Source organism: Halorubrum aidingense JCM 13560 (genome assembly GCF_000336995.1).
Taxonomy (GTDB): domain Archaea; phylum Halobacteriota; class Halobacteria; order Halobacteriales; family Haloferacaceae; genus Halorubrum; species Halorubrum aidingense.
On the sequence record NZ_AOJI01000029.1, the window covers coordinates 185529 to 208041 of the forward strand.

Genomic DNA, 22513 nt, shown 5'->3' on the forward strand with positions numbered 1-22513 from the left:
CCGCCCGACGATCGATCGCCAGTGTGCGTGCGGGGAATTACAGTAGAATCTATACCCCTCTCACTTAAGAACTGCGTCAGACAGTCCGTATCGGGAGATATTCGCTTCGAGCGGTCTCGATACGTGTATGCTACCAGAATAATTTATTTATTCAGATACGATTGACCAGAGGAGTAGTACCCGTTCGGAGATCGTCGACTCATCTCTCCTATCCTCTCACTTCTCTAACTGTTTACCTTGCGGATATTTCAGCTCCCTAACCTTTTTTGCTTGTCTTTACTTGTCCTTACGTTTCAGATTCGCTGATCTACACGTTGATTGAGCTCCACGTCTGTCGACCCCCTCCCCCACCCCTTTGTTTCGGGTGGAGATCGGTGACTGTGTAGGGTCGTGTTGAGCAACCGCGTTGAATCCGAGTAGAATTAAATAAAATTAAAGCGAATAACTAAACAACTATTCCTCGAGGTTTGTCGAGGGTACTGTTCTACTATATCAGTAATAAAACCACCGGTATAATTAGCCTCTCTCTGACCCCCCACCCCCTCTTTTTCGCCGTTCCACCCGAAACGAAGGGGTGGGGGGGGAGGAGAGATTCACCGACAACACGAATCGGTTGGAGGTGTGGCTTTGTCCGGTCACCGCTCGGTTTCGGGTCGACGCTGTAGGTCCCACAACGAGTACCGCATCATGAGCACCGGACAGTACTGCGAGGACGACCCGTTCGACTGGAACCGGTGGTCGGCGCACCGCGACCGCCGCTCCTCGATCGCCGATCCGACTGCATCGATCGTAATCAGATGTGTCGATGACACCTCCGACCATTAACATCAGCTCAAATACGTTGATACAGTCGAAAATCGCGTTGATCCAACCGAAGACGGGACAGCGAGCGCACCTCGTTGCTCGCTACGCCGCTTCGAATGCTCCCAAGCCTTCCACTCGCGGGTAAACTCCACTCGTGGGTAAACGCATGAACGTGGTTAAACGCATAAATGCGGTCCTAACTGGATCCCGAATTCGTTAGTAACACGGTTAAGTCAGCCGTTAAATTCGATTATCGACTATTCGTACGCGACGTCTCAAGTGTCATCCGCGATGTTTATCTGCCGATCGAGAACTCGATCGGTATCCGGTGGCAATCTATCCGTTGACCGTTCCACAGCTTCGTTTCGAGTCCGGAGAGCAACACTTTAGTACCACCTCTTCATCTGGTTCGACTGCATCAACTGGACATTCTCGGATACAGATATCCCTGAATGTCGACGCTTCAGGTCGATACGCGACACACCTCGGCTTCGCGGGGTGGTTTCCACCTGAAATAAGGGGGTTCACATGGACGAAGGCGAACACACACCGCAGCCGGTCGACGCGGAGGATAGCGACGAGGACAACGAGAACAGCAATAGCTCGATTGCGTCCGATCCGGACCGTACGACCGGAGCCGTTTCCTCAGATACTGATTCCGCAGATCCTGGTTCCGCAGATACTGGCTCCGCAGATACTGATTCCGCAGATTCTCATTCGACTCGTCACGCGAATACGGCTGGTAACCACACTGATAGCGGAAATGCTGACGGAAATTCCGCTGATACCGCCACCAGCAACGGCGGGGTCGACGTCGGCAGCGGTGGCCGCGACCGTTCCTCTCCGGATGTCGACTTCGACGGTGTGGTTCTCGACGACGGCGAAGAGAACCAGGGACTGTTCGATGACCTCCTCTCCGGCGAACCGATATTCGAGAACAAGGAAGTCCTCCGTCCCTCGTACACTCCACACGAACTCCCCCACCGGAACGACCAAATCAACCGGATGGCGACGATTCTCGTCTCCGCGCTCCGCGGGGAAACCCCCTCAAATATCCTCATTTACGGAAAGACCGGAACCGGAAAGACGGCTTCGGCGAAGTTCGTCTCCCAAGAACTCGAATCGACGTCACAGAAGTACGACGTGCCCTGTGAGGTCGAGTATATCAACTGTGAGGTGACTGATACTCAGTACCGCGTTCTCGCACAGTTGGCCAATACGTTCATCGAGAAGAACCAACGGATCATCGCGAATCGACTCGATCACTACCGAGACCGCCGCTCGGCCGCGATCGACGATCCGACCGTTCTCACCGACACCGAATTCGAAACTCTCGACGACCTCGACGACCGAATCGACGAGCTCGAAGCGGACGCCGAGGAGATGGAAGAAGTCCCGATGACGGGGTGGCCGACCGACCGCGTCTACTCGACGTTCTTCGAGGCGGTCGACTACCACGAGCGCGTGGTCGTGATCATGCTCGACGAGATCGACAAGCTCGTCGAAAAAAGCGGTGACGACACCCTCTATAATCTCTCGCGGATGAACTCCGAGCTCGATCGGTCTCGGATCTCCATCATGGGTATCTCGAACGACCTGAAGTTCACCGACTTCCTCGATCCGCGCGTCAAATCCAGCCTCGGCGAAGAGGAGATCGTTTTCCCGCCGTACGACGCGAACCAGCTCCGCGACATCCTCCAACACCGCGCCGACATCGCGTTCAAGCAGGACGCGCTCACCGACGACGTGATCCCGCTCTGTGCCGCCTTCGCGGCCCAGGAACACGGCGACGCCCGACGCGCGCTCGACCTGCTTCGCACCGCGGGCGAGTTGGCGGAGCGCTCACAGGCCGAAATCGTCGCCGAAAAGCACGTTCGGCAGGCGCAAGACAAGATCGAACTCGACCGCGTCGTCGAGGTCGTTCGCCCCCTCCCGACGCAGAGCAAGATCGTCTTATTCGCCGTTATTCTCCTCGAAAAGAACGGAGTCCACAACATCAACACCGGCGAGGTGTTCAACATCTACAAGCGCTTATGCGAGGAGATCGACGCCGACGTACTCACCCAGCGTCGCGTCACGGACCTCATCAGCGAACTCGACATGTTGGGGATCGTCAACGCCGTTGTGGTCTCGAAGGGGCGATACGGTCGCACGAAGGAAATGGGACTCTCGGTCCCCGTCGAGGAGACGGAGGCGGTCCTGCTCTCCGACTCCAGACTCGGTGACATCGAAAACGCACAGCCGTTCGTTCAGGCGAGATTCGACAACTGATCACACGTCACGCAGTTCCGGCCGACCGAATCTGTCCGGGCCGGTCCGCGAGCGACCTTGTTCCGCTCATCCCGAGTGACCTCGCCCCAGTCGTCTCTACCGGGTCACTGCCCCCCGCCGACATTCCTACCACGTCACCGCCCTCCGTCGACATTCCTACCACGTCACCGCCCTCCGTCGACATTCCTACCACGTCACCGCCCTCCGTCGACATTCCTACCACGTCACCGACCCTCGCCTGTCCGGTCGCGATCAGCCGGACGTAGCCGAGGTACGGCACGCGGACCCGCGCGACCCCGGTCACCCAGTCATTCCTGACCGGCGCGGAGAGCCCATTTGCTTGGTCGTACGCGCCGTTGTTGTCGCCGAGCGTGATGAACCCCCCGTGCGGGGCGGGACAGTGTTGGAGCTCACCGCAGTCGTCGGCGTTGTGATACTGGTCGTCAGCCCGATCGTACCAGTTCTCGCCCTCCTCGACGCGGAACATGGCTCGGTGGATGATCGGCGACGCCGTGCGGCCGGGCGGTTGATAGATCACGACCGATCCGTACGACCCGAACGTCCGGTAGTCGGCGGCCGTCCCTTCTTCGTGCGTTACGACGCCGATGTCGTTGGTCGCGGCGTCGGGCGCGAACCGTCCGGGCTCTGTGACGAACACGAGGTCACCGACCTCCATGTTCGGCTCCATGCTTCCGGATTCGACGGCGACCATCGGCGGCCACACGCCGCTGACGCCGAACAGGAGCAGCCCCAACACGAGGACAATCGCGACGCTCGAAAGCATCTCTCTGATCCACATCAACGCCCCGTCCTCGTCGTGACGGAACCGGTACCAGCCACTCTCGTCGACTGTCTCAGCATTTTCTCGGGGAGTTTCGCGAAAAACGGTTTCGTCGGGACCGTCCGGCGTATCGGCTCCGTCGACCGCATCGACGTCCGGATCGGTCAGGTCGTCGGAACCGTCGTCGGCCACCGGCCGATCCCCTTCGTCCATTACCACACGATTGGCGGCTTCTGTTCATAAGCTTCCGGGTCCGACCGACGACCGCGCGAGCACACGGTCGGCGATCGGTTCTCGCTCCGGGATCGTTTTGAACCGTACCTCGCTCCGGAATCGTTTTGAGTCGTACTCCCGTTTCGGTTGTCGTGCCGCTGGAGTCGAACGCCCGAATCGTCAAGGAACTGGCCAGACGGGGATACAACGCGGAACGCGAGGCAGTCACCCTACTGGCGAGTGCACCCGATTCCGCGAGAGCTCTCGAATCGGCCGTCGACTCCGCACCCGACGACGCGCTCCGAATCACCGCTGACCACGTTCGAACGACGCTCGGCTCCCCTCCTGCCGAAGTCGATACCGCATCGCCCGGCCAATCTCCAGTCGAAACGGAGGGGTCATCTCTCGATAGCGACACGGCCACCGATCGAGACGCCTCCGTCGGGAACGATACTTCCGCCGCCTCTACCAAATCTACCGATCCCGACGATTTCGCCGCCGACAGCGCCGTCGACAGCGCCGTCGACAGCGCCGTCGACACCGCCCCTCGCGCCGGCGACTCCGGACACGCGCGGGACCCCGAGCGACGACAGCTCGACGTCGGCAACGACATGACCGGCCGGAGCACCGGGACCGGCGAGTACCGCGACTTCGTCCGGACGTTCCGGGACCGCTACGAACGCCTCTCAAAGATGCTCCGCGGTCGCGTGAACCACCGACCCGCGGAAGCCATCGAGAACATGCCCGGCGGCAGCGACGCCGCCATGATCGGTCTCGTCAACGACGTCCGGTCGACCAAGTCCGGCCATTGGCTCGTCGAGCTTGAGGACACGACCGGAACGTTCCCCGCGCTGATCATGAAAGACAAGGGACTCGCCGACGTCGTCGACGAGATCCTGATGGACGAATGCGTCGCCGTCGAGGGGACGCTCGCCGACGACTCGGGGATCCTGTTCGCCGACTCCCTGCACTTCCCCGACATCCCGCGGACCCACCGGACCGGCGCGGCCGATCGCCACGTACAGGCCGCACTCATCTCCGACGTCCACGTCGGCAGCGACGAGTTCATGGCCGACGCGTGGAGCCGCTTTACCGACTGGCTCCACACGCCGGAGGCGGATCCCGTCGAGTACATCCTGCTCGCCGGCGACATGGTCGAGGGAGTCGGCGTCTACCCGAACCAGGACGAGGAGCTCGATATCGTCGACATCTACGACCAGTACGAGGCGTTCGCGGAGCACCTCAAGGAGGTGCCGGGCGACACCGAGATCGTCATGATCCCCGGCAACCACGACGCGGTCCGCCTCGCTGAGCCGCAGCCGGGGTTCAACGACGAACTGCGGTCGATCATGGACGTCCACGACGCGCAGATCGTCTCGAACCCGGCCACCGTCACCGTCGAAGGGGTCGACGTCCTGATGTACCACGGCGTCTCGCTCGACGAGGTGATCGCGGAGCTCCCGGAAGAGAAGGCGAGCTACGACGAGCCGCACAAAGCGATGTACCAACTTCTCAAGAAGCGCCACGTCGCCCCGCAGTTCGGCGGCCACACCCGCGTCGCTCCCGAGGACCGCGACTACCTCGTCATCGAGGACGTTCCGGACGTGTTTCACACCGGCCACGTCCACAAGCTCGGCTGGGGGAAGTACCACAACGTGCTCGCCGTCAACTCCGGCTGCTGGCAGGCGCAGACCGACTTCCAGAAGTCGGTCAACATCGACCCCGACTCGGGCTACGCGCCGATCCTCGACCTCGACACGCTCGATATGACGGTCCGGAAGTTCGCGTGACGCCGCGGTTCTCCGCTTTTCGTCAACGCGTCGCCTGCTCGCGCTCCCCGACACGGAGACCAATTGCCGATCGGAGGCCAGCTACCGATCGGAGGCCAGCTACCGATCGGAGGCCAGCTACCGATCGGAGGCCAGCTACCGATCGGATACCGGTTACCGATCGGATACCGGTTACCGATCGATGTCGACTCGGCCGCTCGTCGCGCTGTTGAGCCGCTCGACGAGCGATTCCACGTCGGCGACCGGAACGCGGAGGTCGAACCGAACGCGCTCGTCGTAGTCGGCGTCGAACTCGACGCCCGACGACTCGATCACGCCCCGGACCGTCCCCGAGTCGTCGTACGCGGTCTCCACGTGCAGCCGCCGGTGCGGGCGCTCCTCGACGACGCCGGCCTCGTCGACGCCGTCTTTCACTGCTCGCGAGTACGCGCGCGCGAGCCCGCCGACCCCGAGATTCGTCCCGCCGTAGTAGCGTGTCACGACGACGACGACGTTCCGGATATCGCGCTGTTGGAGCACGTTCAGCGCCGGTTTTCCCGCCGATCCGGTCGGCTCGCCGTCGTCTGAGGAGTACTCTCGAAGCATCACGTCGCCTCCCGGCGTCCGAGCGGACGCCTCGCCGGCCGGGACCCGGTAGGCCGGCACGTTGTGGGTCGCGTCGTCGTACTCGGCGTCGACCCGCTCGATGAACGCCTCGGCCTCGTCGACGGTGTCGACCGGCGCGACGTGCCCGAGAAACTCCGACCCCTGCACCTCGAACGCCGCCGTCGCAGCGGTCGCGACCGTGAGGTACGTCTCGTCGCTCACGACTCGGTGCCTCCGCTCTCGGCGTCTCCGTTCTCGGTGCCGCCGGCCTCCGGGCCGCGGCGCCGTTCGACGACGACGCTCGTCGGCGGTGCGAGCCGGTACAACGCGAGGAACGCGACGGTGCCGACGGCTTCCGCGACCGCGGCGACGATCGCCAGCGGGTCGGCCGCCAGCGCCGCGGCGACGCCCGCGCCGTGCCAGCCGACGTAGCCGACGAGGAACGCGAGGAGGGTTCCGGCGCCGAGCGCGTACAGCCGCCGGTACTCGTCGGCGCGCAGCGTCGCGACGGCGATCGCCACGGTGAACGCGCCCCCGAGCAGGAACACGGCCGGACGGGGATCGCCCAACTCGCCGAGCCGCGGCCACGCCCAGAGGAAGTGGACCGCCGCGCTCAACACCGCTGCCTGCGCCGCGACGGACCGGAGAACTCGCTTTTTCGGCGCGTTTCGTCCGGCGGCGCCGGCCTCGTCGCTCATCGACTCACCGCCGCGCGTCGATTCGTCCCCACGCGCCGATTCGTTCCCACGCATCGACTCACTCCCACGGGTGGTTTCCGGGCGCGTCCGGCCACAGCGGGTACCAGTAGGACTCGTCGTCTTCGAGGCCGAGTTCGCCGTCGAGCACCGACTGCAGTTTGAACTCGACTCGCTGGTTCCGATCGTTCGCCCCCTTCGGCGCGAACGGGTAGTACGCGCCGCGGCGGAACGAGTAGATCCAGTAGGCGTCGCCGTCGGCCCCCTGGAAGCCGAAGACGGCCGCGAGCAGTCGCGAGCCGAATCCCTCCTCGATGAACTGATCGGCGGCGAAGTGGATGCTCGTCACGAGGTCCTCCGGATCGTCGTCTTCGAGCACGAACCACTGGTAGCCGTGGTCGTCTTCGTGTCGGTGAAATCCGGTTCCGGTGTCCACCTCACCGGCTTCGAGGATCGCCTCGACGGTCTCGACGGCCTCGTCGAACCGCGTGCTGTCGACGCCGGAGAAACAGAGCGCGGCCTCTCCGCAGTTGTCGTAGCCGAGCTCCGCCTCCATCGTCATGTACGCGGTCGACATTCCGAAGAGGTCCTCGGGGTCGGCCTCGCGGGTCGCGTCCGTCTCGGCGCTCGTCCCGAGCACGGCGCGGATCGTATCGAAGATGCCCATCTTACACGGTGGTAGGCGACGCGGGGTTTAGGACGTTTCCGTCGGCGCCTGCCGCTACTCCTCCTCGTCGACGGAATCGAGGTACGCCAACACGCCGCGCGTGTTCAGGCTCGCGTCGGCGCGGGCGCGCTCGCGATTCCAGAACTCCACGTCCCGGCTCGCGGCTTCGAAGTGCTCGACGACTGCCTCGTCGTCGCCGAGCGCCGCCCGCTTCGCGCGGACGGCTTCGACCCACTCGACGTACGCGCGCTTCGCCTCGCCGATCAGCGCCGGGTCGTACTCTCGCGGACCGAAGTGACCGAAACAGAGGTACTCCGGGTCGAGCGACTCGATCGTCGAGAGGTCGGTGAGACACTGGTCCAGATCGAACTGCGGCGGGGGCGAGGTTTGCCTGACGGTGTCCACTTCGGGGACGTAGATCCCGGCGGCGTCGGCCGTGAACACGACGCCGGCGTCCGGGTCGTGGTACACCGCGTGATGGGGCGCGTGCCCGGGCGCCTCGTGGACGACGAGCTCGCGATCGCCGAGGTCGATCGTATCGCCCTCGACGAGCCCCGAGATGCGGTCCTCCGGTACGGGCGCGGGCTCGTCGTAGTGCCGCCACTGGTCTCCCACGGCGGACTTCGTCCCGGCGATGAGCGCGCCCGGGTCGACGAGGTGCCGGACGCCCCGCTCGGGGACGAGCACCTCGGCGTTCGGGTAGCGCTCGGCGAGGTGTCCCGCCCCGCCCGCGTGATCGAGGTGCGCGTGCGTCGGGAGGATCCACGCCAGCTCCGTGCGCCCGATCCCGATCGCGTCGAGCGTCTCGAACAGCGACTCGCGGTTCGCCCCGGTTCCCGTGTCGATCACGATCGGCCGTTCGGTGTCGTACACGTACACGGAGCCGTACTCGTCGGTGTCGAACATCCCGGTATCGTGGACGTACAGGTCCTCGACGCCGTGAACCGGCTCGAACTCGCCAGCGTGCATGCCGGAACGACTCCCGCCGTCCCCTTTTAGGAATCGGTCGTGGCGAGCGGTCGCTCCCGCCTCTGTGCGTCGCGTTCACCGGGCCACCGTGGCGGGACTTATACCTCGGCCCGCCGAGAGATCGGTATGCGCGTGCTCGTCACCGGTGCCACCGGATTCGTCGGGACCCGGCTCGTTCCGACACTGCTCGCCCGCGGTCACGAGGTGGTCGCGCTCGTTCGCGACGCCGACGCTTACGCTCCGCCGGAAGGGGTGCACGTCGTCGAGGGCGACCTGCTTGAACCGGACACGCTCCCGCCCGCCTTCGAGATCGACGGTGACCCCGTCGACGCCGCCTACTACCTCGTTCATTCGATGGACGGCGGTCCCGGGTACGAGGAGCGCGACCGCAACTGTGCGCAAAACTTCATCGAGGCGGCGACGGCCGCGGGCGTCGGCCGAGTGATCTACCTCGGCGGGCTCGGCGAGGACCGAGAGGGGCTCTCTCAACACCTCCAGTCCAGACGCGAGGTCGAACGGATCCTCGCCGAGGGCGGGCCGTCGCTCACGACGCTCCGGGCGGCGATCATCATCGGCGCCGGCAGCGCCAGCTTCGAGGTCGTTCACGGGCTCGCGAGCCGACTCCCCGTGATGACGACGCCGAAGTGGGTCGACACCCTCTGTCAGCCGATCGCGATCGACGACGTCGTCGGCTACCTCGCCGGCGTGCTCGATGCCCCCGAGACGGCCGACGACACGTTCGAGATCGGCGGACCGGAGGTGTTGACGTACGCTGAAATACTCCGCCGGACCCGCCGCCAACTCGGCCACCGGCTGTGGATCGTCCGCGTTCCGGTGTTGAGCCCGGAACTGTCGGCGAAGTGGCTCCGCCTAGTCACCGACGTCAACCCCTACCTCGCTCGATCGCTCGTCGAGGGGCTCCGTAACACCGTGATCGTCGAGGACGACCGGATCCGCGACATCGTCCCCATCGAACAGACGCCCTTCGAAGTCGCCGTCGCACGGGCCATCGACGAACCGAGGGGATCCGAGCCCGCGGCCGAACGCAGTGAGGGATCCGGTTCGTGAGCCGCAACTACGGCGAGACGTGGGTGTACGAGAGTCTCGTGGGCGGAATTCCGGGGCTCGGCATCTCTCGGGCGGCCGCGGTCGCGATCCAGTTCGTCCTGTTCCAGGTCGGGGTGGTGGCGTTGGGGTGGTACTACGGACTGTGGAACGCCGTCCTCGCCGGTACGGTCGCCGTCGTCGTGGCGGCCGTCGGGAGCATCGAGATGCACCGGCTCGGCGCCGGAAACCGCCGGCTCTCGACGCCGCCGGAACACAAGCGCCTGCTGTTCGGGTCGAGCATCGAAATCGTGCTGGGCGTCCTCGCGTTCATCGCCCTGCTGACCTATCTGATAGCGTGGGACGGAACGCTCTTGGATCGGCTGTTCGGTCCCCGCCCGCCGCTCCCGGTCGTCTACCTCACGCTGTTGATCCTCTGGGACCTCACCTACCGGATCGGCACGTCTTGGTGGAGCGCGGTCGTCGCTCTGTGGCGCGCGGTCAACGTGGAGGTCTCACCGGCCGACGCGTCCCTCGTCCGGCGGCTCGACGCGGAGAACATCGGCTTTTCCGTCCTCCAACTCGCGCTCGTGCCGTTCCTCCTCGAAGAGCCGGTCCTCCTGGGAGCCGTCGTCGGACATGTCCTCGCGGTCGCGATCGTCTGTACGACGGCGATACTGCTGACCTGACCGTGGTACGACGGCGATACTGCCGACCTGACGGTGCGCGGCTCCGTCGCTTCCCGCTGGTGACGACTAGCCACCTCCGCCGCCAAACGAGTCGATTAAAAAAGGGTCGCGCGCTGCCGTCTCACTCGCCTTGGAGCTCCTGGAACTTGTCGAGGAGTGCCTCCGCGGAGTCGCCGGAATCGTACGTGAGCGAGCCGGAGTACTCCGGTCGCACGGCGTCGAAATCGGCGTCGACTTCGCTGGTCTTCTTCTCACGACGCTCGTGTTCGGCCTCGTCATAGGCACCCATTGACATGGTACATACTCACTTAGAATCTATCCGTCATATATGTGTCGGTTAAGTATACAATTATTGAAATGATTGCGTCCTACCGGGTTCGTGTCACCGGAACCGATTAGACGCGGGACGTGATACTACTCCCGTGGCACAACCGCTCCGATTCAGGCGCGCGGCCGGCCGGTGGAACGCCGACCGCGTCCGCTCGAAGCTTGAACGGCCGCTCGACCAGAACCTCGGAGCGACGGCCGGCGATCCGTGGTTCAGCCCGCCGCCCGGCTACACGGCCCGCCGGTTCGACATGGACGACGGCTCGTTCGCGCTCTTCTCGTGGACGGACAGCGATCCGGATCCACCCGTCGGTGCGGCCGGCGAGCCGGCCGGCTACTGGCTCGGGAACACCGAAACGCCGAGCGCGCTCTGGCGGACCAACAAGTACGGCTTCGACGAGGTGGCGTACCCGCTTTCCCGCTGGGCCCAGCGCGAACTTCTCGCGGGACTCCACGACGACGAGCCGTGGCTCGCGGCGTTCCCGCACGTGTCGTGGTACTTCCTCCCCGTGTTCTGCTCGAAGGACGGGTCCGAGACGACTCGGGCGTTCTTCCGGGACCACGCCGCCGGCTTCCCCGACGCGACGCGAGAGGCGGGAACCGGGTTCGTCGAAGAGACGCTTCGTCCGGGCACGCTCGACGAGTACCGCGAAACGATGGCCGGGAAGCTCGGCACGTCCCGGTCGCTCGATCTGGTGCGAATGAGCGCGACGATCGCGGAGTTCACCGCGGCGCGGATCCTCACCGACGCCGGTTACGAGGTGACCCCGGAGATCGAGGTGACCACGGGTCACTCGCTCGACTACCGGGCCACCGATCCCGACACCGGCGAGGCGTCGCTGGTCGAGGTGACGCGGCCTCAACCCGTCTCCGGTCGGTCCGCAACCGATCCGGTCGCGGCCGTGCGCGACACGGCGGAGACGAAGACGAGCGGCCAGCTGGAGGCGCACGGCGGCGGCGTCACGCTCTTCGTCGACTGCACCTCGTTCCCCGACGACGACTGGGCTGCGGTGCGCGAAGCGAAGCCCGCGGTTCGGCACAAACCGGCCGTCGTCCTTCGGGCGCGCCCCAACGGGCACATCGAGGGGTACCGGAAAGGGGCCGTGCCGCTCGATCTGTCTCCGGCGATCGAGTGGGTGTCGTAGCGCCGCTCTGGATTCCGGCGGCTCGCGGGCGGCAAGCGTCTCATAAAAATACCCGATCCGACTCCGGGCGTCCGTTCAGAACGAAACCGGAGCGGGGCCGTCCTCGCCGCCTGTCGCCGGATCGCGGTCCGAATAGAACCGTCGACCGATCCCGCGGTGACAGACGCCGGCGCGGAGGGTGGTGAACACGTCCTCCGCGTCGTCGAATGTCTGCTCACCGAACCGCTCCAGCACGTCTCCGAGACGCTCGGAGCCGTCGGCGAGCTCTACGGTCGCGTTCCCGTGGGCCGCGATCAGTTCTTCCGAGGTCGTCGGATATTGGTGCCGTTCGAGTCGGTCGTCGACGCCATTCAAGCGCATCAACTACTCCAAATCGCCGATGGTTCTTAATGATTGTCCATGCACAACCTTAGTCGGGGTGAATACCTTGTATCGCCTTATATGTGCCTCGGTGTCATGACTCTGGATCTCGACCGAGGCCAGCACTCCGTCTACCGCATCTCGTGTCCGACCGCCGTCGCTTAGTGCGGGGTCGCCGAATGATCCGCATGGACACGGACCGACTCGTCGCGGACCTCCACGCGCACACGACCGTCTCTGACGGGACCATGTCGCTCGCGGAGGTGCCCGCGGTCGCTCGCGACGCCGACCTCGACTGGGTCGCGATCACCGACCACGACCGGGTCCATCCCGATCTCCCGGCACCCGTCGTCGACCGCGGCGGGATCCGGATCGTTCGCGGGATCGAGCTGCGCGTCGACGCCGGCTTCGAGCGACTCGACCTGCTCGGGTACGCGGTCGAACACACCGAGGCGCTCGACGCCGAAATCGATCGGCTCCAGCGAGACCGCGAGCAGCGCGGCGCAGCCATCCTCGATCGCGTCGAGGAGCGACTCGGCGTCGACCTCGACCTCGACCCGCGTCCGGGGCTCGGGCGCCCGCACATCGCCCGCGCGATCGACGCGTCCCCGGCGCCGTACGATTACGCCGACGCGTTCGAGGAACTGATCGGCGACGACGGCCCCTGCTACGTCGCCCGCGAGGTGACCTCGCTGGATCGCGGCGTCGACCTGCTCCGAGACGCCTGCGCGATCGTCGGGCTCGCACACCCCTTCCGATACGACGACGTCGACGCCGCACTCGACGTCGCCCGCGATCTGGACGCGATCGAGCGATTCTACCCCTACGGACGCGCCGTCGACGACGCCCGCGTTGAGGCGATCGCCGAGGAGGCCGACCTCCTTTTGACGGGCGGATCGGACGCCCACGAGCACACCCTCGCGGCGGCGGGGCTGACTGCCGCGGCGTTCGAGCCCGTCCGCGAACGGCTCCCAGACCCCGTTTCCAGCGCGTGACGCGGGGCTTGCGCGTGACGACCCGCCCATCGTCGCCCGTCGCCGTTCCCCTCCTCTTTTCGACTGTCCCGATCGACGAACAACGTTAAGCCCGGCGCCGATAGAGTTGCGACTATGCGGTGTCACTACTGCCAGCGGGAGGCCACGTACGAGGCCGAGCAGAGCGGCGTGGTCGTCGGTCTCTGTGGGGAGCACTTCAAAGAACGCGTCGAGGAGCTCGCGGAGTCCGACGAACTCGCCTCCCTCCGCGACCGGATCGACGTCGAGTCGTCGGAATAACTACCACGTCCCGGCGCTCAGTACCGCGTCGTCACCTCGTTTTCGCCTTCCCGTCGCTTCTCTGTCACCCGTTATCCGTTCGTCGCCGAGGACGAATCATAAAAGACAGCACGGGACCAACGCTCTCGCATGCACCCCACGGACCGGCCGCGACGGCTTCGGACCGACGGCGTCCGCCCGCTCGTCAGCGAGACCTCGCTGTCGGCGTCCGACCTCGTCGCGCCCGTCTTCGTCGACGCGACCGCCGACGAGCGCGTCCCCATCGAGACGATGCCCGGCCACGAACGCGTGCCCGTCGATCAGGCGGTCGCGCGCGTCGAAGAGATCCGCGAGACCGGCGTCGAAGCGGTGATCGTCTTCGGGATCCCGGAATCGAAGGACCCGGAGGGGACCCGCGCGTACGCCGAAGACGGGGTCGTCCAGCGCGCGATCCGGGCGATCACGGCCGACACCGACGCCTACGTCGTCGGCGACGTGTGCCTCTGTGAGTACACCGACCACGGTCACTGTGGAATCATCGAGTCGGACGCCGAGACGGACCCGACGCTCACGGTGAAAAACGACGAGACGCTCGCCTTGCTCGCCGAGACGGCCGTGTCGCAGGCCGACGCGGGCGCGGACATGGTGGCGCCCTCGGCGATGACCGACGGCCAAGTCCGAGCCATTCGCGAGGCGCTCGACGGCGCGGGCCACGCGGACGTGGCGCTGATGAGTTACGCCGTCAAGTACCAGTCCGCCTTTTATGGCCCGTTCCGGGACGCCGCCGACGGCGCCCCCGCGTTCGGCGACCGGCGCCATTATCAGATGGACCCCGCGAACCGCCGCGAGGCGCTCCGGGAGGCGCGAATCGACGCCGAAGAGGGCGCGGACGTGCTGATGGTGAAGCCCGGCCTCCCGTACCTCGACATTGTCGGCGACCTTCGGCGGGAGTTCGATCACCCGATCGCCGCGTACAACGTCTCCGGCGAGTACGCGATGTTGCACGCGGCCGCCGACAAGGGGTGGCTGGACTTGGAGGCGACCGCTCACGAGTCGCTGCTGTCGCTCAAGCGCGCGGGCGCGGATCTGATCGTCACGTACTTCGCCGAGGACCTCGCCGACCGGTTGTAGGCCGGCGAGTCATTCGACGAGGTTCTCCTCCCACTCCAGATATCGCTTCATCGCCCGTGTTCCCTGTGCGTACGGCTTCCGTACCGCCTCGCGTGGCTCGATCACCGCGCGCCCGTCTCCCGTCTCGACGTCGCGTCCGGAGTCTCGCCACGCCGCCACTCCCCCCTCGAGAACGAGGACCGTGACGTCGGCTGAGACCGACGAAACGCCTTGGCGAGCCTCATCTCCCCGCCTCTCGATCGAATCCCGGCAGTGTTCGAGTTGCGCCGCCGCGAGCGCGGACACCTCGCCCGACTCGCACGCCAGTACCAGCGTCCCGCCGTCCGCCAGCGTCCCGCCGTCCTCCTGTTCGGCGGCGATTGCGGACTCGATCTCGGAGCGGGGTGCCCACGCCGCGCCGGGCACGTGACCGTCCGTGAACGAGTCCCGTGCGTCGACGTCGAGAACCGTCGCTCGATCGGCATCGAGCAGGTCGGCGAGGTCGTCCGGGGAAACGGTCGTAACCGCCGCTGCGACCCGATCGCTCCCGATCGGTTCGGTCGTCTCGGGTCCCTCGACGAGGCCAGAGCCAGCGTCCTCCCAGGCGCTCGTCCCGCCGCGAAGCACGTGGACGTTCGGATACCCCATCTCGGCGAGCCAGTACGCGGTTATCGACGACCGGACGTGCGTCTCCGAGACGAGGACGACCGCCGCGTCACGGACGGCGATGTGCTGGCCGGCAGTCTGGATGAGCTGTCCACCGGCGACGGAGCGCGCCCCGGGGACGTGTCCCGTCTCGAACTCCGGTTCGGTCCGTACGTCGAAGAGATACGTCGTTCGCCCGTCGTCGGCCTCGGCGCGGGACGCCGCCAGTTCGGTCGGAGAGAGGTACGACGCGTTCGATCCCTGCAGGAGTTCCTCGACGGAAGACCGGAGGCGACGATATCGGTCAGCGTCGACGTCGACGCTGTCGGGTCGACCGGGACCCGCCTCCAGTTCGCGGCCCGCAAGCTCCCACCCCATCGTCCCGTTTTCCAACTCGTACACATCCTCGATCCCGAGCGCCTGGAGGGTCGCCGCACCGATGATGCTCCGCGTTCGACCGGCACAGTGGACGACCAGCGGCTCGTCGTCCCGGAGCTCGTCGGCGTACAGCGCGAGGTCGACGCCTTCGACGTTGATCGAGCCGGGGATCGTCCCGTACCGGTCGTATTCGGGGGGATTCCGCACGTCGACGACGGTGACCGCCGCTCGTCGCTCGGCGACCTCGTTTGGATCCATCTTCGGGAGGTCCCGCGACACCTCGACCCGCTCGCCGAACTCCTTGCTCTCGTAGCCGAACGCCGTCGCGTGGACGCCATCGACCGCTTCCACGAGGTCCAGCCCGGCGTCCCGCCACGCCGCGATCCCGCCGTCCAGATAGTCGACGCGGTCGTAGCCGAGCGATTCGATCCAGCGTGCGTCGAGCGCCGCGCGCTCACCGCGCTCGTCACAGAGGACGATCGGCGTCGAGCGGTTCGGGACCAGCGCCGGGAGCCGGCGTTCGAGGTCGCCTCGCGGGACCCACGTGCTCTCCATGACGTTTCCGTTGACGTAGTCGAGCGACTGCCGGACGTCGAGTATCGCGACCGGATCGCTGGAGTCTATCGCGTCCCGTACCGCTGAAGGAGAGAGTGGAGCTCCCATCGTACGTCTCTACCACAGGCTCTATCACTATTTATAATAGTACTGGGCGTACTCGCGCGCTACGCGCGGATCGACTGCGAGTACCCGCCAAGCGGCCTACACGACCTGCTCGCCGTCGTCGTCGTAGACCTCGATCGCGTCGACCGGGCAGACCCGCGCCGCGAACTTCGCGTCCAGTTCCTCCCCGTCGGGGACCTCGACGACGAACACGTCCGGCTCCTCTTCCTCGCCGCCGACGAGATCGGCTTTCCCGTCGTTCATGTCCTTCTCGAAGCCGTCCCACTCGGCGACGCATTGGTACATCCCGATGCAGGTGTCGCGGTCGAACTTCACACGCATGGCCCCTCTTGACCGACGCGGTACAAAGCGGTGACGGCGCCGACCGCCCTTTTTAAGCGTCGGTGGGACGGACCCACGCGTATGACCAGGGTCTGGCTCGTCGATCGACAGTTCGACTCGAAAGGGCTCGTCCGGCTCACGTACGCCACCGAGGACGGCGAACGGATGCACACGAAGGAGTTGGCCGAACAGCGCCTCGTCACGGGGAACGGAATCACCGCCGGTCGGGACGTCGACGACACCGCGCTCGGCGAGAGCCCGGCCGACGACATCGAGCGGTTCGCCGCGGAGGCGTCGCGGATGGCCGCCGAACACGACCCCGACGACGTGGTGTGACGCGTCTGGCGTAACGCGTCTACCGACCGGGTGCGCCCGCGCTCCCCGGGAGCCCCCACACAACCGAGGCCGTTAAGGGGGAACCGGCGGAACGTCAGCGTGAAATGCCCAGTGGTGAGTACGACCCTGACACCGCCGAGCCGCGCTGGCAGCGGCGATGGGTCGACGAGGAGACGTACGCGTATCCCGACGACCCGGTCGATCCGAACACCGCGTTCTCCATCGACACCCCGCCGCCGACCGTATCCGGCAGCCTCCACATGGGCCACCTGTACGGGTTCACCCTCCAGGACTTCGTCGCGCGCTTCGAGCGCATGCACGGCGGGACGACGTTCTTCCCGTTCGGCTACGACGACAACGGTATCGCGTCCGAGCGGCTGACCGAGTCCGAACTCGACATCCGCCACCAGGACTTCGAGCGCCGCGAGTTCCAAGCGAAGTGCCGCGAGGTGTGTGCCGAATACGAAGCGCAGTTCACCGAGAACGTCCAGTCGCTCGGCGTCTCCGTCGACTGGGACCACACCTACCAGACCATCGAGCCGCGCGTCCAGCGGGTCTCCCAACTGTCCTTCGTCGACCTGTACGACCAGGGTCGAGAATACCGCGAGAAGGCGCCCGCGATCTGGTGTCCCGAGTGCGAAACCGCGATCTCGCAGGTCGAGACCGAAGACGACGAGCAGGACAGCCACTTCCACGACATCGCATTCCCCGTTGCCGGGGACGGCTCGGACGGCGACGCCGACGAGTTCGTCATCTCGACGACCCGCCCGGAGCTGCTGCCCGCGTGCGTCGCCGTCTTCGTCCACCCGGACGACGACGAGAACCAGCACCTCGTCGGCGAGTCCGCCGAGGTCCCGCTGTTCGGCCACGAGGTCCCGATCATCGCCGACGAGCGCGTCGACATGGAGACGGGCTCGGGGATCGTGATGTGCTGTACGTTCGGCGACCAGAACGACATCGAGTGGTACCAGATCCACGACCTCGACCTCCGCGTCGCCATCGACGAGTCGGGCCACATGACCGGGGTCGCCGAGGCGTACGAGGGGCTGCACTCCGGTGAGGCCCGCGAGGCCATCGTCGAGGACCTCGACGACGCGGGCGCGCTCTTAGACCGCCGCGCGATCACCCACACCGTCAACGTCCACGAGCGCTGCGGCACGAGCGTCGAGTTCCTCGTCACCGAGCAGTGGTACATCCAGATGCTCGATAAGACCGACGAGTACCTCGAGATCGGACGAGAGATGGAGTGGTCCCCGGAGAAGATGTTCACCCGGTACGAACACTGGGTCGAGGGACTGCAGTGGGACTGGCTCATCTCCCGCCAGCGCTCCTCGGGGATTCCGTTCCCCGTGTGGTACTGCGACGACTGCGGCGAGGTCGTCGTCGCCGAGAAGGCCGACCTGCCCGTCGACCCGCTCTCCGACGACCCACCGGTCGACGCCTGCCCGGCGTGCGGTCACGACGAGTTCGAACCCGAAGACGACGTGCTCGACACGTGGGCCACCTCCAGCCTGACGCCGCTCATCAACGCCGGCTGGGACTGGGACGAGGACGCCGGGGAGTTCACGATGGAACACCCGGAGCTGTACCGATTCGACCTCCGCCCGCAGGGCCACGACATCATCAGTTTCTGGCTGTTCCACACGCTGGTCAAGTGCTACGAGCACACCGACGAAGTCCCGTTCGAGGAGACGATGATCAACGGCCACGTCCTCGACGAGAACCGCGAGAAGATGTCGAAGTCCGTCGGCAACGTCGTCGAACCCGAGACGGTGCTCGATGAGTTCCCGGTCGACGCCACGCGCTACTGGGCCGCCGGCACCGCCGTCGGCGACGACTTCCCGTTCAAAAAGAAGGACCTCCGCGCGGGCGAGAAGCTAATCCGCAAGCTGTGGAACGCCTCCAAGCTCGTCGAGTCGCTGGCGCCGGAGCCGTTCCCGGACGCCCCGGCCGACGACGACCTCCGCGCGCTCGACCGGTGGCTACTGGCCGAGCTCGACCGCGAGATCGAACGGCTCACCGAGCTGTTCGAGGACCGCGCGTTCTCCAAGGCCCGAGACCGACTCCGGAGCTTCTTCTGGAACACGTTCTGTGACGACTACCTCGAGATCGTCAAACAGCGTGACGACGATGCCGCGGCGTACACGCTCAGAACCGCGCACCGTCGCTTCCTGAAGCTGTTCGCCCCGCTGCTCGCACACGTCACGGAGGAACTGTGGCACGACATGTACGCCGACGCCGTCGGCGACGCAGACACCGGACGGACCGGGGACGCCACCGCCGCCGGTGACGCGAGTGACTCGATCCACCTCGCCGACTGGCCCGAACCGCTCGGGCTCGATGCCGACCACGATGCGGGGACGGCGGCTACCGCAGTCGTCGGCGTGCTTCGGAAGTACAAGAGCAACAACCAGCTCCCGCTGAACGCCGAACTCGACGCAGTCGAGGTGTACGGAGACGTTCGCGGCTTCGAGGACGACATCACGGGTGTGATGCACGTCACCGATCTCACCGTCCATCCGGACGGCAACGCGCCGGTCGAAACGGTGGTCACGGGCATCGACCTCGATTACGCGACGGTCGGTCCGAAGTACGGCGACCAGGTCGGCGATATCGAGGCCGCGCTCGCACAGGATGACTACGAAATCGACGGCGACGAACTCCGCGTCGCTGGCGTCACGCTGACCGGGGACGAGTTCTCCATCGAAGAGGAGCGGCAGTACCAAGGCGACGGTGAACTGCTCGAGGCCGACGACGTGGTCGTCATCGTTCGTACCGAGGCGTAATTCGTCCGAGGCGCGGTCTTTCGTCTCTCGCGGTTCATGTCGCTTCGCTCCCGTCCGCCCTCTTTATAGATCCGCGCCGATAGCTTCCTCGACCGATCGGAATCCGTCGCGGTCGAGCAGGTCGAGAACTCCCTCGTTGATCTCGCGTGCGACGCTCGGCCCTTCGTATACGAGTGCCGTGTACAACTGAACGAGCGACGCGCCCGCACGTATCTTCTCGTACGCTCCTGCGGCGTCAGAGACACCACCGACGCCGATCACCGGAACGTCGGTCCGCTCAGCGACGAAGCGGATCCGCTCGGTCGCGATACGCTCGATCGGTTTGCCCGACAGGCCGCCCCGCTCGGCTCTGTTCGGGCTCTTCAGCGATCGCGGCCGTGAGGTCGTCGTGTTCGTCGCGATGACTCCGTCGAGTCCCAAATCGTCGACGACAGACAGGGCGTCTTCGACGGCCGGATCGGGGAGATCAGGCGACAGTTTCACGAGAAGCGGATCCGCGCCAGCGTCGACGAGCCCGCCGAGGATAGACTCCAGGGCCTCGCGGTTCTGCAGCTCTCTGAGCCCGGGCGTGTTCGGACTGGACACGTTGACGACGAAGTAGTCACCCGCGTCCGCGACGCGTTCGTACGTGTACAAGTAGTCGTCGGGCGCCTCCGCCAGCGGCGTCGATTTCGACTTCCCGATGTTGACGCCGACCGGGACGTTCGGCATCGCCTCGCGCTCGAGTCGCTCGCCGACGATGTCCGCGCCCTCGTTGTTGAACCCCATGCGATTGATGAGCGCCTCGTCCTCACGGAGCCGGAACAACCGCGGGCGCGGGTTGCCGGGCTGCCGTTCGGCCGTGACGCCGCCGACTTCGACGTGACCGAACCCGAGCGACGCGAGCGCTCGCGGAACCTCCGCGTTTTTGTCGAACCCAGCCGCGACTCCGACGGGGTTCGGAAACTCGGTATCCAGTACGTCGACGGACAGCCGATCGTCCGTGACCGTGTACCGCGATCGGACGAACTGCATGGCAATGGTCCCCTGTGCCGCTCGTAAGAGCCGATGCGTCATCCCGTGTGCCGTCTCCGGCGGAAGCCCGAACAGCGCCGGCTTCAACAGATCGTACGTGTCCATGCGTTCGGCGTCGTTACGAACGGCCATCAATCCGCCGACCACCGTCGCCGCCGACCGGCAGTCGGCGACGGTCAACGCGCAGTTGTTATGGGGTCTCCGAGCGCGGGCCCGCGCTCTGCGTGTTGGCAACGCTTCCGTATATAGACGCGAAGTGAGTGAACAGCAGTCGGACGGAGATCTGCCTAGAAGTCGTGTTCGAGTTGTTCGGGATCCGAATCAGCTTTCTGAATGATTATTTTCCCGTCGCGGACCCGAACGAACACCTCGTCGCCAATCTCCATTCCGGCGACGGCGAGTTCGTCCTCATGGAGATTTACGTGGACGTTGTGGTACTCTCCGTCGTCGTCCTTGGCGCCACTGGGGCTGAGCTTCTTTTTGCGAACCATCGCGGTTGTACTGGTCGCACTTCGCCATAGCAGACACATAAGTGTTGTTTACCGTACGGGCCAACTCGGCGTTCCTGACACGCTCGTCCGGCTCTCACCTGTGTCCACACGTGAGCGATCGAATCTAGCACCAGAATCGAATTTAGCACCGAATCGCCCCGGCTGAGCCAATCGACGCCGAAGTCGTTTCGACGACCGGCCCACCGGAGCAGACGCGCTCCTGGTCAAAACCGCTAGCCGCTAGCGAGTCACTATATAAATGTTTTGCAGATCAGTTTTCATTTCCCCGATATATTTATTACAGACTGTGTGCTGGGTTCGCATGGAGGATAAACCATGGTACGTGAAGACGGTAAGCGAAACTTCGCCCTTCGAGAGGAAGACGGATCGGAACCGAGTGAGTTCTCCGGAAATATGCCTCGACAGGCCGCGCTCAAGGCTGCGCGAACTCTCGAACCAGCGCCGTCGGAGGAAGAGGCGGAGCGCGTCACGCTTCGGCTCCGCGAGAAGGGGACAAAAAAGATCCACGAGTATGAAGGGTGGGCGTGGAAAGACAGCGCTCCCGAGGTCGATGACGCCGACGACGACTTTTGGCTTAACGACCTCAACGATATCACGAAGGCCAACGTCTCGAAACAAGGGATCGAGTACATCGACGACGAGTAACTCGCAGAACGCATTCGCGCTTTTTCGACGCAATTGAGCGGATAGCTGTGTCTTCGATCACACTTCCTCGGCATGAAACCGCATGACGGGGCGCCGATAGTTCGACGGGGTTAAATACAACCCGGCCATCGTGACTAATGCGAAGAACGCATCCGCGAACTCGGGCCGTTCAACTCGGCCCGGTTTCGCTGGGTCTGAAGCGCTTCGATGGGTTTATGACCCCTCGAAGGGTACAATCAGATCCGCGAAGATGAGGATTTCGCCCCCTGCGCTCCGGCGTAAGAGGAAATCTGATGTGAGCCTTGGTAGTTCGGTGCCATCCAGGTCGCTGGATGGACCGGACACCATATAGACCATGCAATGGTGTTTTGACTTCTCGTAAGTCAAAACCCGCCAACACCCCCTCCGAGCCGGGAACCAGGTTCGGAGGTATACATTCCGGTTGATCCTGCCGGAGGCCATTGCTATTGGGATTCGATTTAGCCATGCTAG

23 protein-coding genes are annotated in these 22513 nt (G+C 65.1%); 12 read left to right on the forward strand and 11 right to left on the reverse strand.

The genetic code is table 11. The features are described 5' to 3' along the window. The first annotated feature begins 687 nt into the window (after nt 1-687). Nucleotides 688-825, forward strand: coding sequence for a hypothetical protein (locus tag C461_RS15680; protein WP_156062200.1), 138 nt, complete (start codon nt 688-690; stop codon nt 823-825). Nucleotides 826-1332: 507 nt separating this feature from the next. After that, nucleotides 1333-3075: a Cdc6/Cdc18 family protein gene (locus C461_RS12960; RefSeq protein ID WP_049906655.1), complete on the forward strand. Its 1743-nt coding sequence runs from the start codon at nt 1333-1335 to the stop codon at nt 3073-3075. A gap of 7 nt (nt 3076-3082) precedes the next feature. Here the strand turns inward: C461_RS12960 and C461_RS16115 are convergent, their stop codons facing one another. Continuing rightward, the gene (locus C461_RS16115; RefSeq protein WP_008001939.1) at nt 3083-4069 is read right to left on the reverse strand and encodes a S26 family signal peptidase; all 987 of its coding nucleotides are present in this window, start codon (nt 4067-4069) and stop codon (nt 3083-3085) included. Nucleotides 4070-4221: 152 nt separating this feature from the next. Here C461_RS16115 and C461_RS12970 point away from each other — a divergent pair, with 152 nt between their 5' ends. Beyond that, complete coding sequence (locus C461_RS12970) at nt 4222-5859, forward strand: DNA-directed DNA polymerase II small subunit (protein WP_008001940.1); 1638 nt, start codon at nt 4222-4224, stop codon at nt 5857-5859. Between the two features lie 171 nt (nt 5860-6030). On the opposite strand, the gene C461_RS12975 is transcribed toward C461_RS12970, so the two are convergent. The 4 genes from C461_RS12975 to C461_RS12990 are packed head-to-tail and all read right to left on the reverse strand — an operon-like array spanning nt 6031 to nt 8775. Beyond that, nucleotides 6031-6666 carry an IMPACT family protein gene (locus tag C461_RS12975; protein WP_008001941.1) on the reverse strand — a complete coding sequence of 212 codons (636 nt, stop codon included), beginning with the start codon at nt 6664-6666 and terminating at the stop codon, nt 6031-6033. Then, a complete protein-coding gene (locus C461_RS12980; RefSeq protein WP_008001942.1) occupies nt 6663-7196 on the reverse strand; it encodes a hypothetical protein in 534 nt (177 codons plus the stop codon). Before C461_RS12980 ends, C461_RS12975 begins: the two co-directional genes overlap by 4 nt. A gap of 4 nt (nt 7197-7200) precedes the next feature. Then, a complete protein-coding gene (gene pspAB / locus C461_RS12985; RefSeq protein WP_008001944.1) occupies nt 7201-7806 on the reverse strand; it encodes a PspA-associated protein PspAB in 606 nt (201 codons plus the stop codon). 54 nt (nt 7807-7860) lie between these two features. Next, nucleotides 7861-8775 (reverse strand): MBL fold metallo-hydrolase, encoded by a 915-nt coding sequence (locus tag C461_RS12990; protein WP_008001947.1) that lies wholly within the window; start codon nt 8773-8775, stop codon nt 7861-7863. Nucleotides 8776-8901: 126 nt separating this feature from the next. Between C461_RS12990 and C461_RS12995 the strand changes: the two genes are divergently transcribed. Then, nucleotides 8902-9843 (forward strand): NAD(P)H-binding protein, encoded by a 942-nt coding sequence (locus tag C461_RS12995; protein WP_008001948.1) that lies wholly within the window; start codon nt 8902-8904, stop codon nt 9841-9843. Beyond that, nucleotides 9840-10508, forward strand: coding sequence for a DUF7530 family protein (locus tag C461_RS13000; RefSeq protein ID WP_008001949.1), 669 nt, complete (start codon nt 9840-9842; stop codon nt 10506-10508). The genes C461_RS12995 and C461_RS13000 overlap by 4 nt, the downstream gene beginning before the upstream one ends. A gap of 121 nt (nt 10509-10629) precedes the next feature. On the opposite strand, the gene C461_RS15875 is transcribed toward C461_RS13000, so the two are convergent. Further along, on the reverse strand, nt 10630-10797 hold the full coding sequence (locus C461_RS15875) for a DUF5786 family protein (protein ID WP_008001950.1): 168 nt from the start codon (nt 10795-10797) through the stop codon (nt 10630-10632). Nucleotides 10798-10930: 133 nt separating this feature from the next. On the opposite strand from C461_RS15875, the gene C461_RS13005 reads away from it, so the two are divergent. After that, a complete protein-coding gene (locus C461_RS13005; RefSeq protein ID WP_008001951.1) occupies nt 10931-11980 on the forward strand; it encodes a DUF5784 family protein in 1050 nt (349 codons plus the stop codon). Between the two features lie 75 nt (nt 11981-12055). On the opposite strand, the gene C461_RS13010 is transcribed toward C461_RS13005, so the two are convergent. Next, on the reverse strand, nt 12056-12340 hold the full coding sequence (locus tag C461_RS13010; RefSeq protein ID WP_008001952.1) for a DUF5789 family protein: 285 nt from the start codon (nt 12338-12340) through the stop codon (nt 12056-12058). Nucleotides 12341-12528: 188 nt separating this feature from the next. Here C461_RS13010 and C461_RS13015 point away from each other — a divergent pair, with 188 nt between their 5' ends. The 3 genes from C461_RS13015 to hemB all read left to right on the forward strand — a co-directional run bounded on the left by C461_RS13015 (nt 12529) and on the right by hemB (nt 14724). Beyond that, on the forward strand, nt 12529-13335 hold the full coding sequence (locus tag C461_RS13015) for a PHP domain-containing protein (protein WP_152418403.1): 807 nt from the start codon (nt 12529-12531) through the stop codon (nt 13333-13335). A 114-nt stretch (nt 13336-13449) separates the two neighbouring features. Then, nucleotides 13450-13614: a DUF6757 family protein gene (locus C461_RS15880; RefSeq protein WP_008001956.1), complete on the forward strand. Its 165-nt coding sequence runs from the start codon at nt 13450-13452 to the stop codon at nt 13612-13614. Between the two features lie 129 nt (nt 13615-13743). Beyond that, on the forward strand, nt 13744-14724 hold the full coding sequence (hemB, locus tag C461_RS13020) for a porphobilinogen synthase (protein WP_008001958.1): 981 nt from the start codon (nt 13744-13746) through the stop codon (nt 14722-14724). 9 nt (nt 14725-14733) lie between these two features. Here hemB and C461_RS13025 read toward each other — a convergent pair whose 3' ends face one another. Together C461_RS13025 and C461_RS13030 are read right to left on the reverse strand one after the other, a co-directional pair. Beyond that, entirely contained in the window at nt 14734-16389 is a 1656-nt protein-coding gene (locus C461_RS13025) for a rhodanese-like domain-containing protein (protein ID WP_008001960.1), read from the reverse strand. A 96-nt stretch (nt 16390-16485) separates the two neighbouring features. Continuing rightward, nucleotides 16486-16728 (reverse strand): ferredoxin, encoded by a 243-nt coding sequence (locus C461_RS13030; RefSeq protein WP_008001961.1) that lies wholly within the window; start codon nt 16726-16728, stop codon nt 16486-16488. 81 nt (nt 16729-16809) lie between these two features. On the opposite strand from C461_RS13030, the gene C461_RS13035 reads away from it, so the two are divergent. Both C461_RS13035 and C461_RS13040 read left to right on the forward strand, forming a co-directional pair. Then, nucleotides 16810-17064: a hypothetical protein gene (locus C461_RS13035; RefSeq protein WP_008001964.1), complete on the forward strand. Its 255-nt coding sequence runs from the start codon at nt 16810-16812 to the stop codon at nt 17062-17064. 104 nt (nt 17065-17168) lie between these two features. Next, complete coding sequence (locus C461_RS13040; protein WP_008001966.1) at nt 17169-19850, forward strand: valine--tRNA ligase; 2682 nt, start codon at nt 17169-17171, stop codon at nt 19848-19850. Between the two features lie 63 nt (nt 19851-19913). Here the strand turns inward: C461_RS13040 and C461_RS13045 are convergent, their stop codons facing one another. Then, nucleotides 19914-20969 (reverse strand): quinone-dependent dihydroorotate dehydrogenase, encoded by a 1056-nt coding sequence (locus C461_RS13045; protein WP_008001968.1) that lies wholly within the window; start codon nt 20967-20969, stop codon nt 19914-19916. Between the two features lie 182 nt (nt 20970-21151). Further along, nucleotides 21152-21355 (reverse strand): AbrB/MazE/SpoVT family DNA-binding domain-containing protein, encoded by a 204-nt coding sequence (locus tag C461_RS13050; protein WP_008001971.1) that lies wholly within the window; start codon nt 21353-21355, stop codon nt 21152-21154. A 336-nt stretch (nt 21356-21691) separates the two neighbouring features. Here C461_RS13050 and C461_RS13055 point away from each other — a divergent pair, with 336 nt between their 5' ends. Then, a complete protein-coding gene (locus tag C461_RS13055) occupies nt 21692-22021 on the forward strand; it encodes a non-histone chromosomal MC1 family protein (RefSeq protein WP_008001972.1) in 330 nt (109 codons plus the stop codon). Nucleotides 22022-22513: the final 492 nt, after the last annotated feature.

What these genes read in the sequence shown, in the direction of transcription:
- C461_RS13050 (WP_008001971.1), bottom strand. Translation starts at nt 21,355, where the DNA reads ATGGTTCGCAAAAAGAAGCTCAGCCCCAGTGGCGCCAAGGACGACGAC.
- C461_RS13015 (WP_152418403.1), top strand. Translation starts at nt 12,529, where the DNA reads ATGGACACGGACCGACTCGTCGCGGACCTCCACGCGCACACGACCGTC.
- C461_RS15875 (WP_008001950.1), bottom strand. Translation starts at nt 10,797, where the DNA reads ATGGGTGCCTATGACGAGGCCGAACACGAGCGTCGTGAGAAGAAGACC.
- C461_RS13025 (WP_008001960.1), bottom strand. Translation starts at nt 16,389, where the DNA reads ATGGGAGCTCCACTCTCTCCTTCAGCGGTACGGGACGCGATAGACTCC.
- C461_RS12995 (WP_008001948.1), top strand. Translation starts at nt 8,902, where the DNA reads ATGCGCGTGCTCGTCACCGGTGCCACCGGATTCGTCGGGACCCGGCTC.
- C461_RS12980 (WP_008001942.1), bottom strand. Translation starts at nt 7,196, where the DNA reads ATGCGTGGGAACGAATCGGCGCGTGGGGACGAATCGACGCGCGGCGGT.
- hemB (WP_008001958.1), top strand. Translation starts at nt 13,744, where the DNA reads ATGCACCCCACGGACCGGCCGCGACGGCTTCGGACCGACGGCGTCCGC.
- C461_RS12960 (WP_049906655.1), top strand. Translation starts at nt 1,333, where the DNA reads ATGGACGAAGGCGAACACACACCGCAGCCGGTCGACGCGGAGGATAGC.
- C461_RS13040 (WP_008001966.1), top strand. Translation starts at nt 17,169, where the DNA reads ATGCCCAGTGGTGAGTACGACCCTGACACCGCCGAGCCGCGCTGGCAG.
- pspAB (WP_008001944.1), bottom strand. Translation starts at nt 7,806, where the DNA reads ATGGGCATCTTCGATACGATCCGCGCCGTGCTCGGGACGAGCGCCGAG.
- C461_RS13045 (WP_008001968.1), bottom strand. Translation starts at nt 20,969, where the DNA reads ATGGACACGTACGATCTGTTGAAGCCGGCGCTGTTCGGGCTTCCGCCG.
- C461_RS13010 (WP_008001952.1), bottom strand. Translation starts at nt 12,340, where the DNA reads ATGCGCTTGAATGGCGTCGACGACCGACTCGAACGGCACCAATATCCG.
- C461_RS13030 (WP_008001961.1), bottom strand. Translation starts at nt 16,728, where the DNA reads ATGCGTGTGAAGTTCGACCGCGACACCTGCATCGGGATGTACCAATGC.
- C461_RS16115 (WP_008001939.1), bottom strand. Translation starts at nt 4,069, where the DNA reads ATGGACGAAGGGGATCGGCCGGTGGCCGACGACGGTTCCGACGACCTG.
- C461_RS13055 (WP_008001972.1), top strand. Translation starts at nt 21,692, where the DNA reads ATGGTACGTGAAGACGGTAAGCGAAACTTCGCCCTTCGAGAGGAAGAC.
- C461_RS12990 (WP_008001947.1), bottom strand. Translation starts at nt 8,775, where the DNA reads ATGCACGCTGGCGAGTTCGAGCCGGTTCACGGCGTCGAGGACCTGTAC.
- C461_RS15880 (WP_008001956.1), top strand. Translation starts at nt 13,450, where the DNA reads ATGCGGTGTCACTACTGCCAGCGGGAGGCCACGTACGAGGCCGAGCAG.
- C461_RS15680 (WP_156062200.1), top strand. Translation starts at nt 688, where the DNA reads ATGAGCACCGGACAGTACTGCGAGGACGACCCGTTCGACTGGAACCGG.
- C461_RS13035 (WP_008001964.1), top strand. Translation starts at nt 16,810, where the DNA reads ATGACCAGGGTCTGGCTCGTCGATCGACAGTTCGACTCGAAAGGGCTC.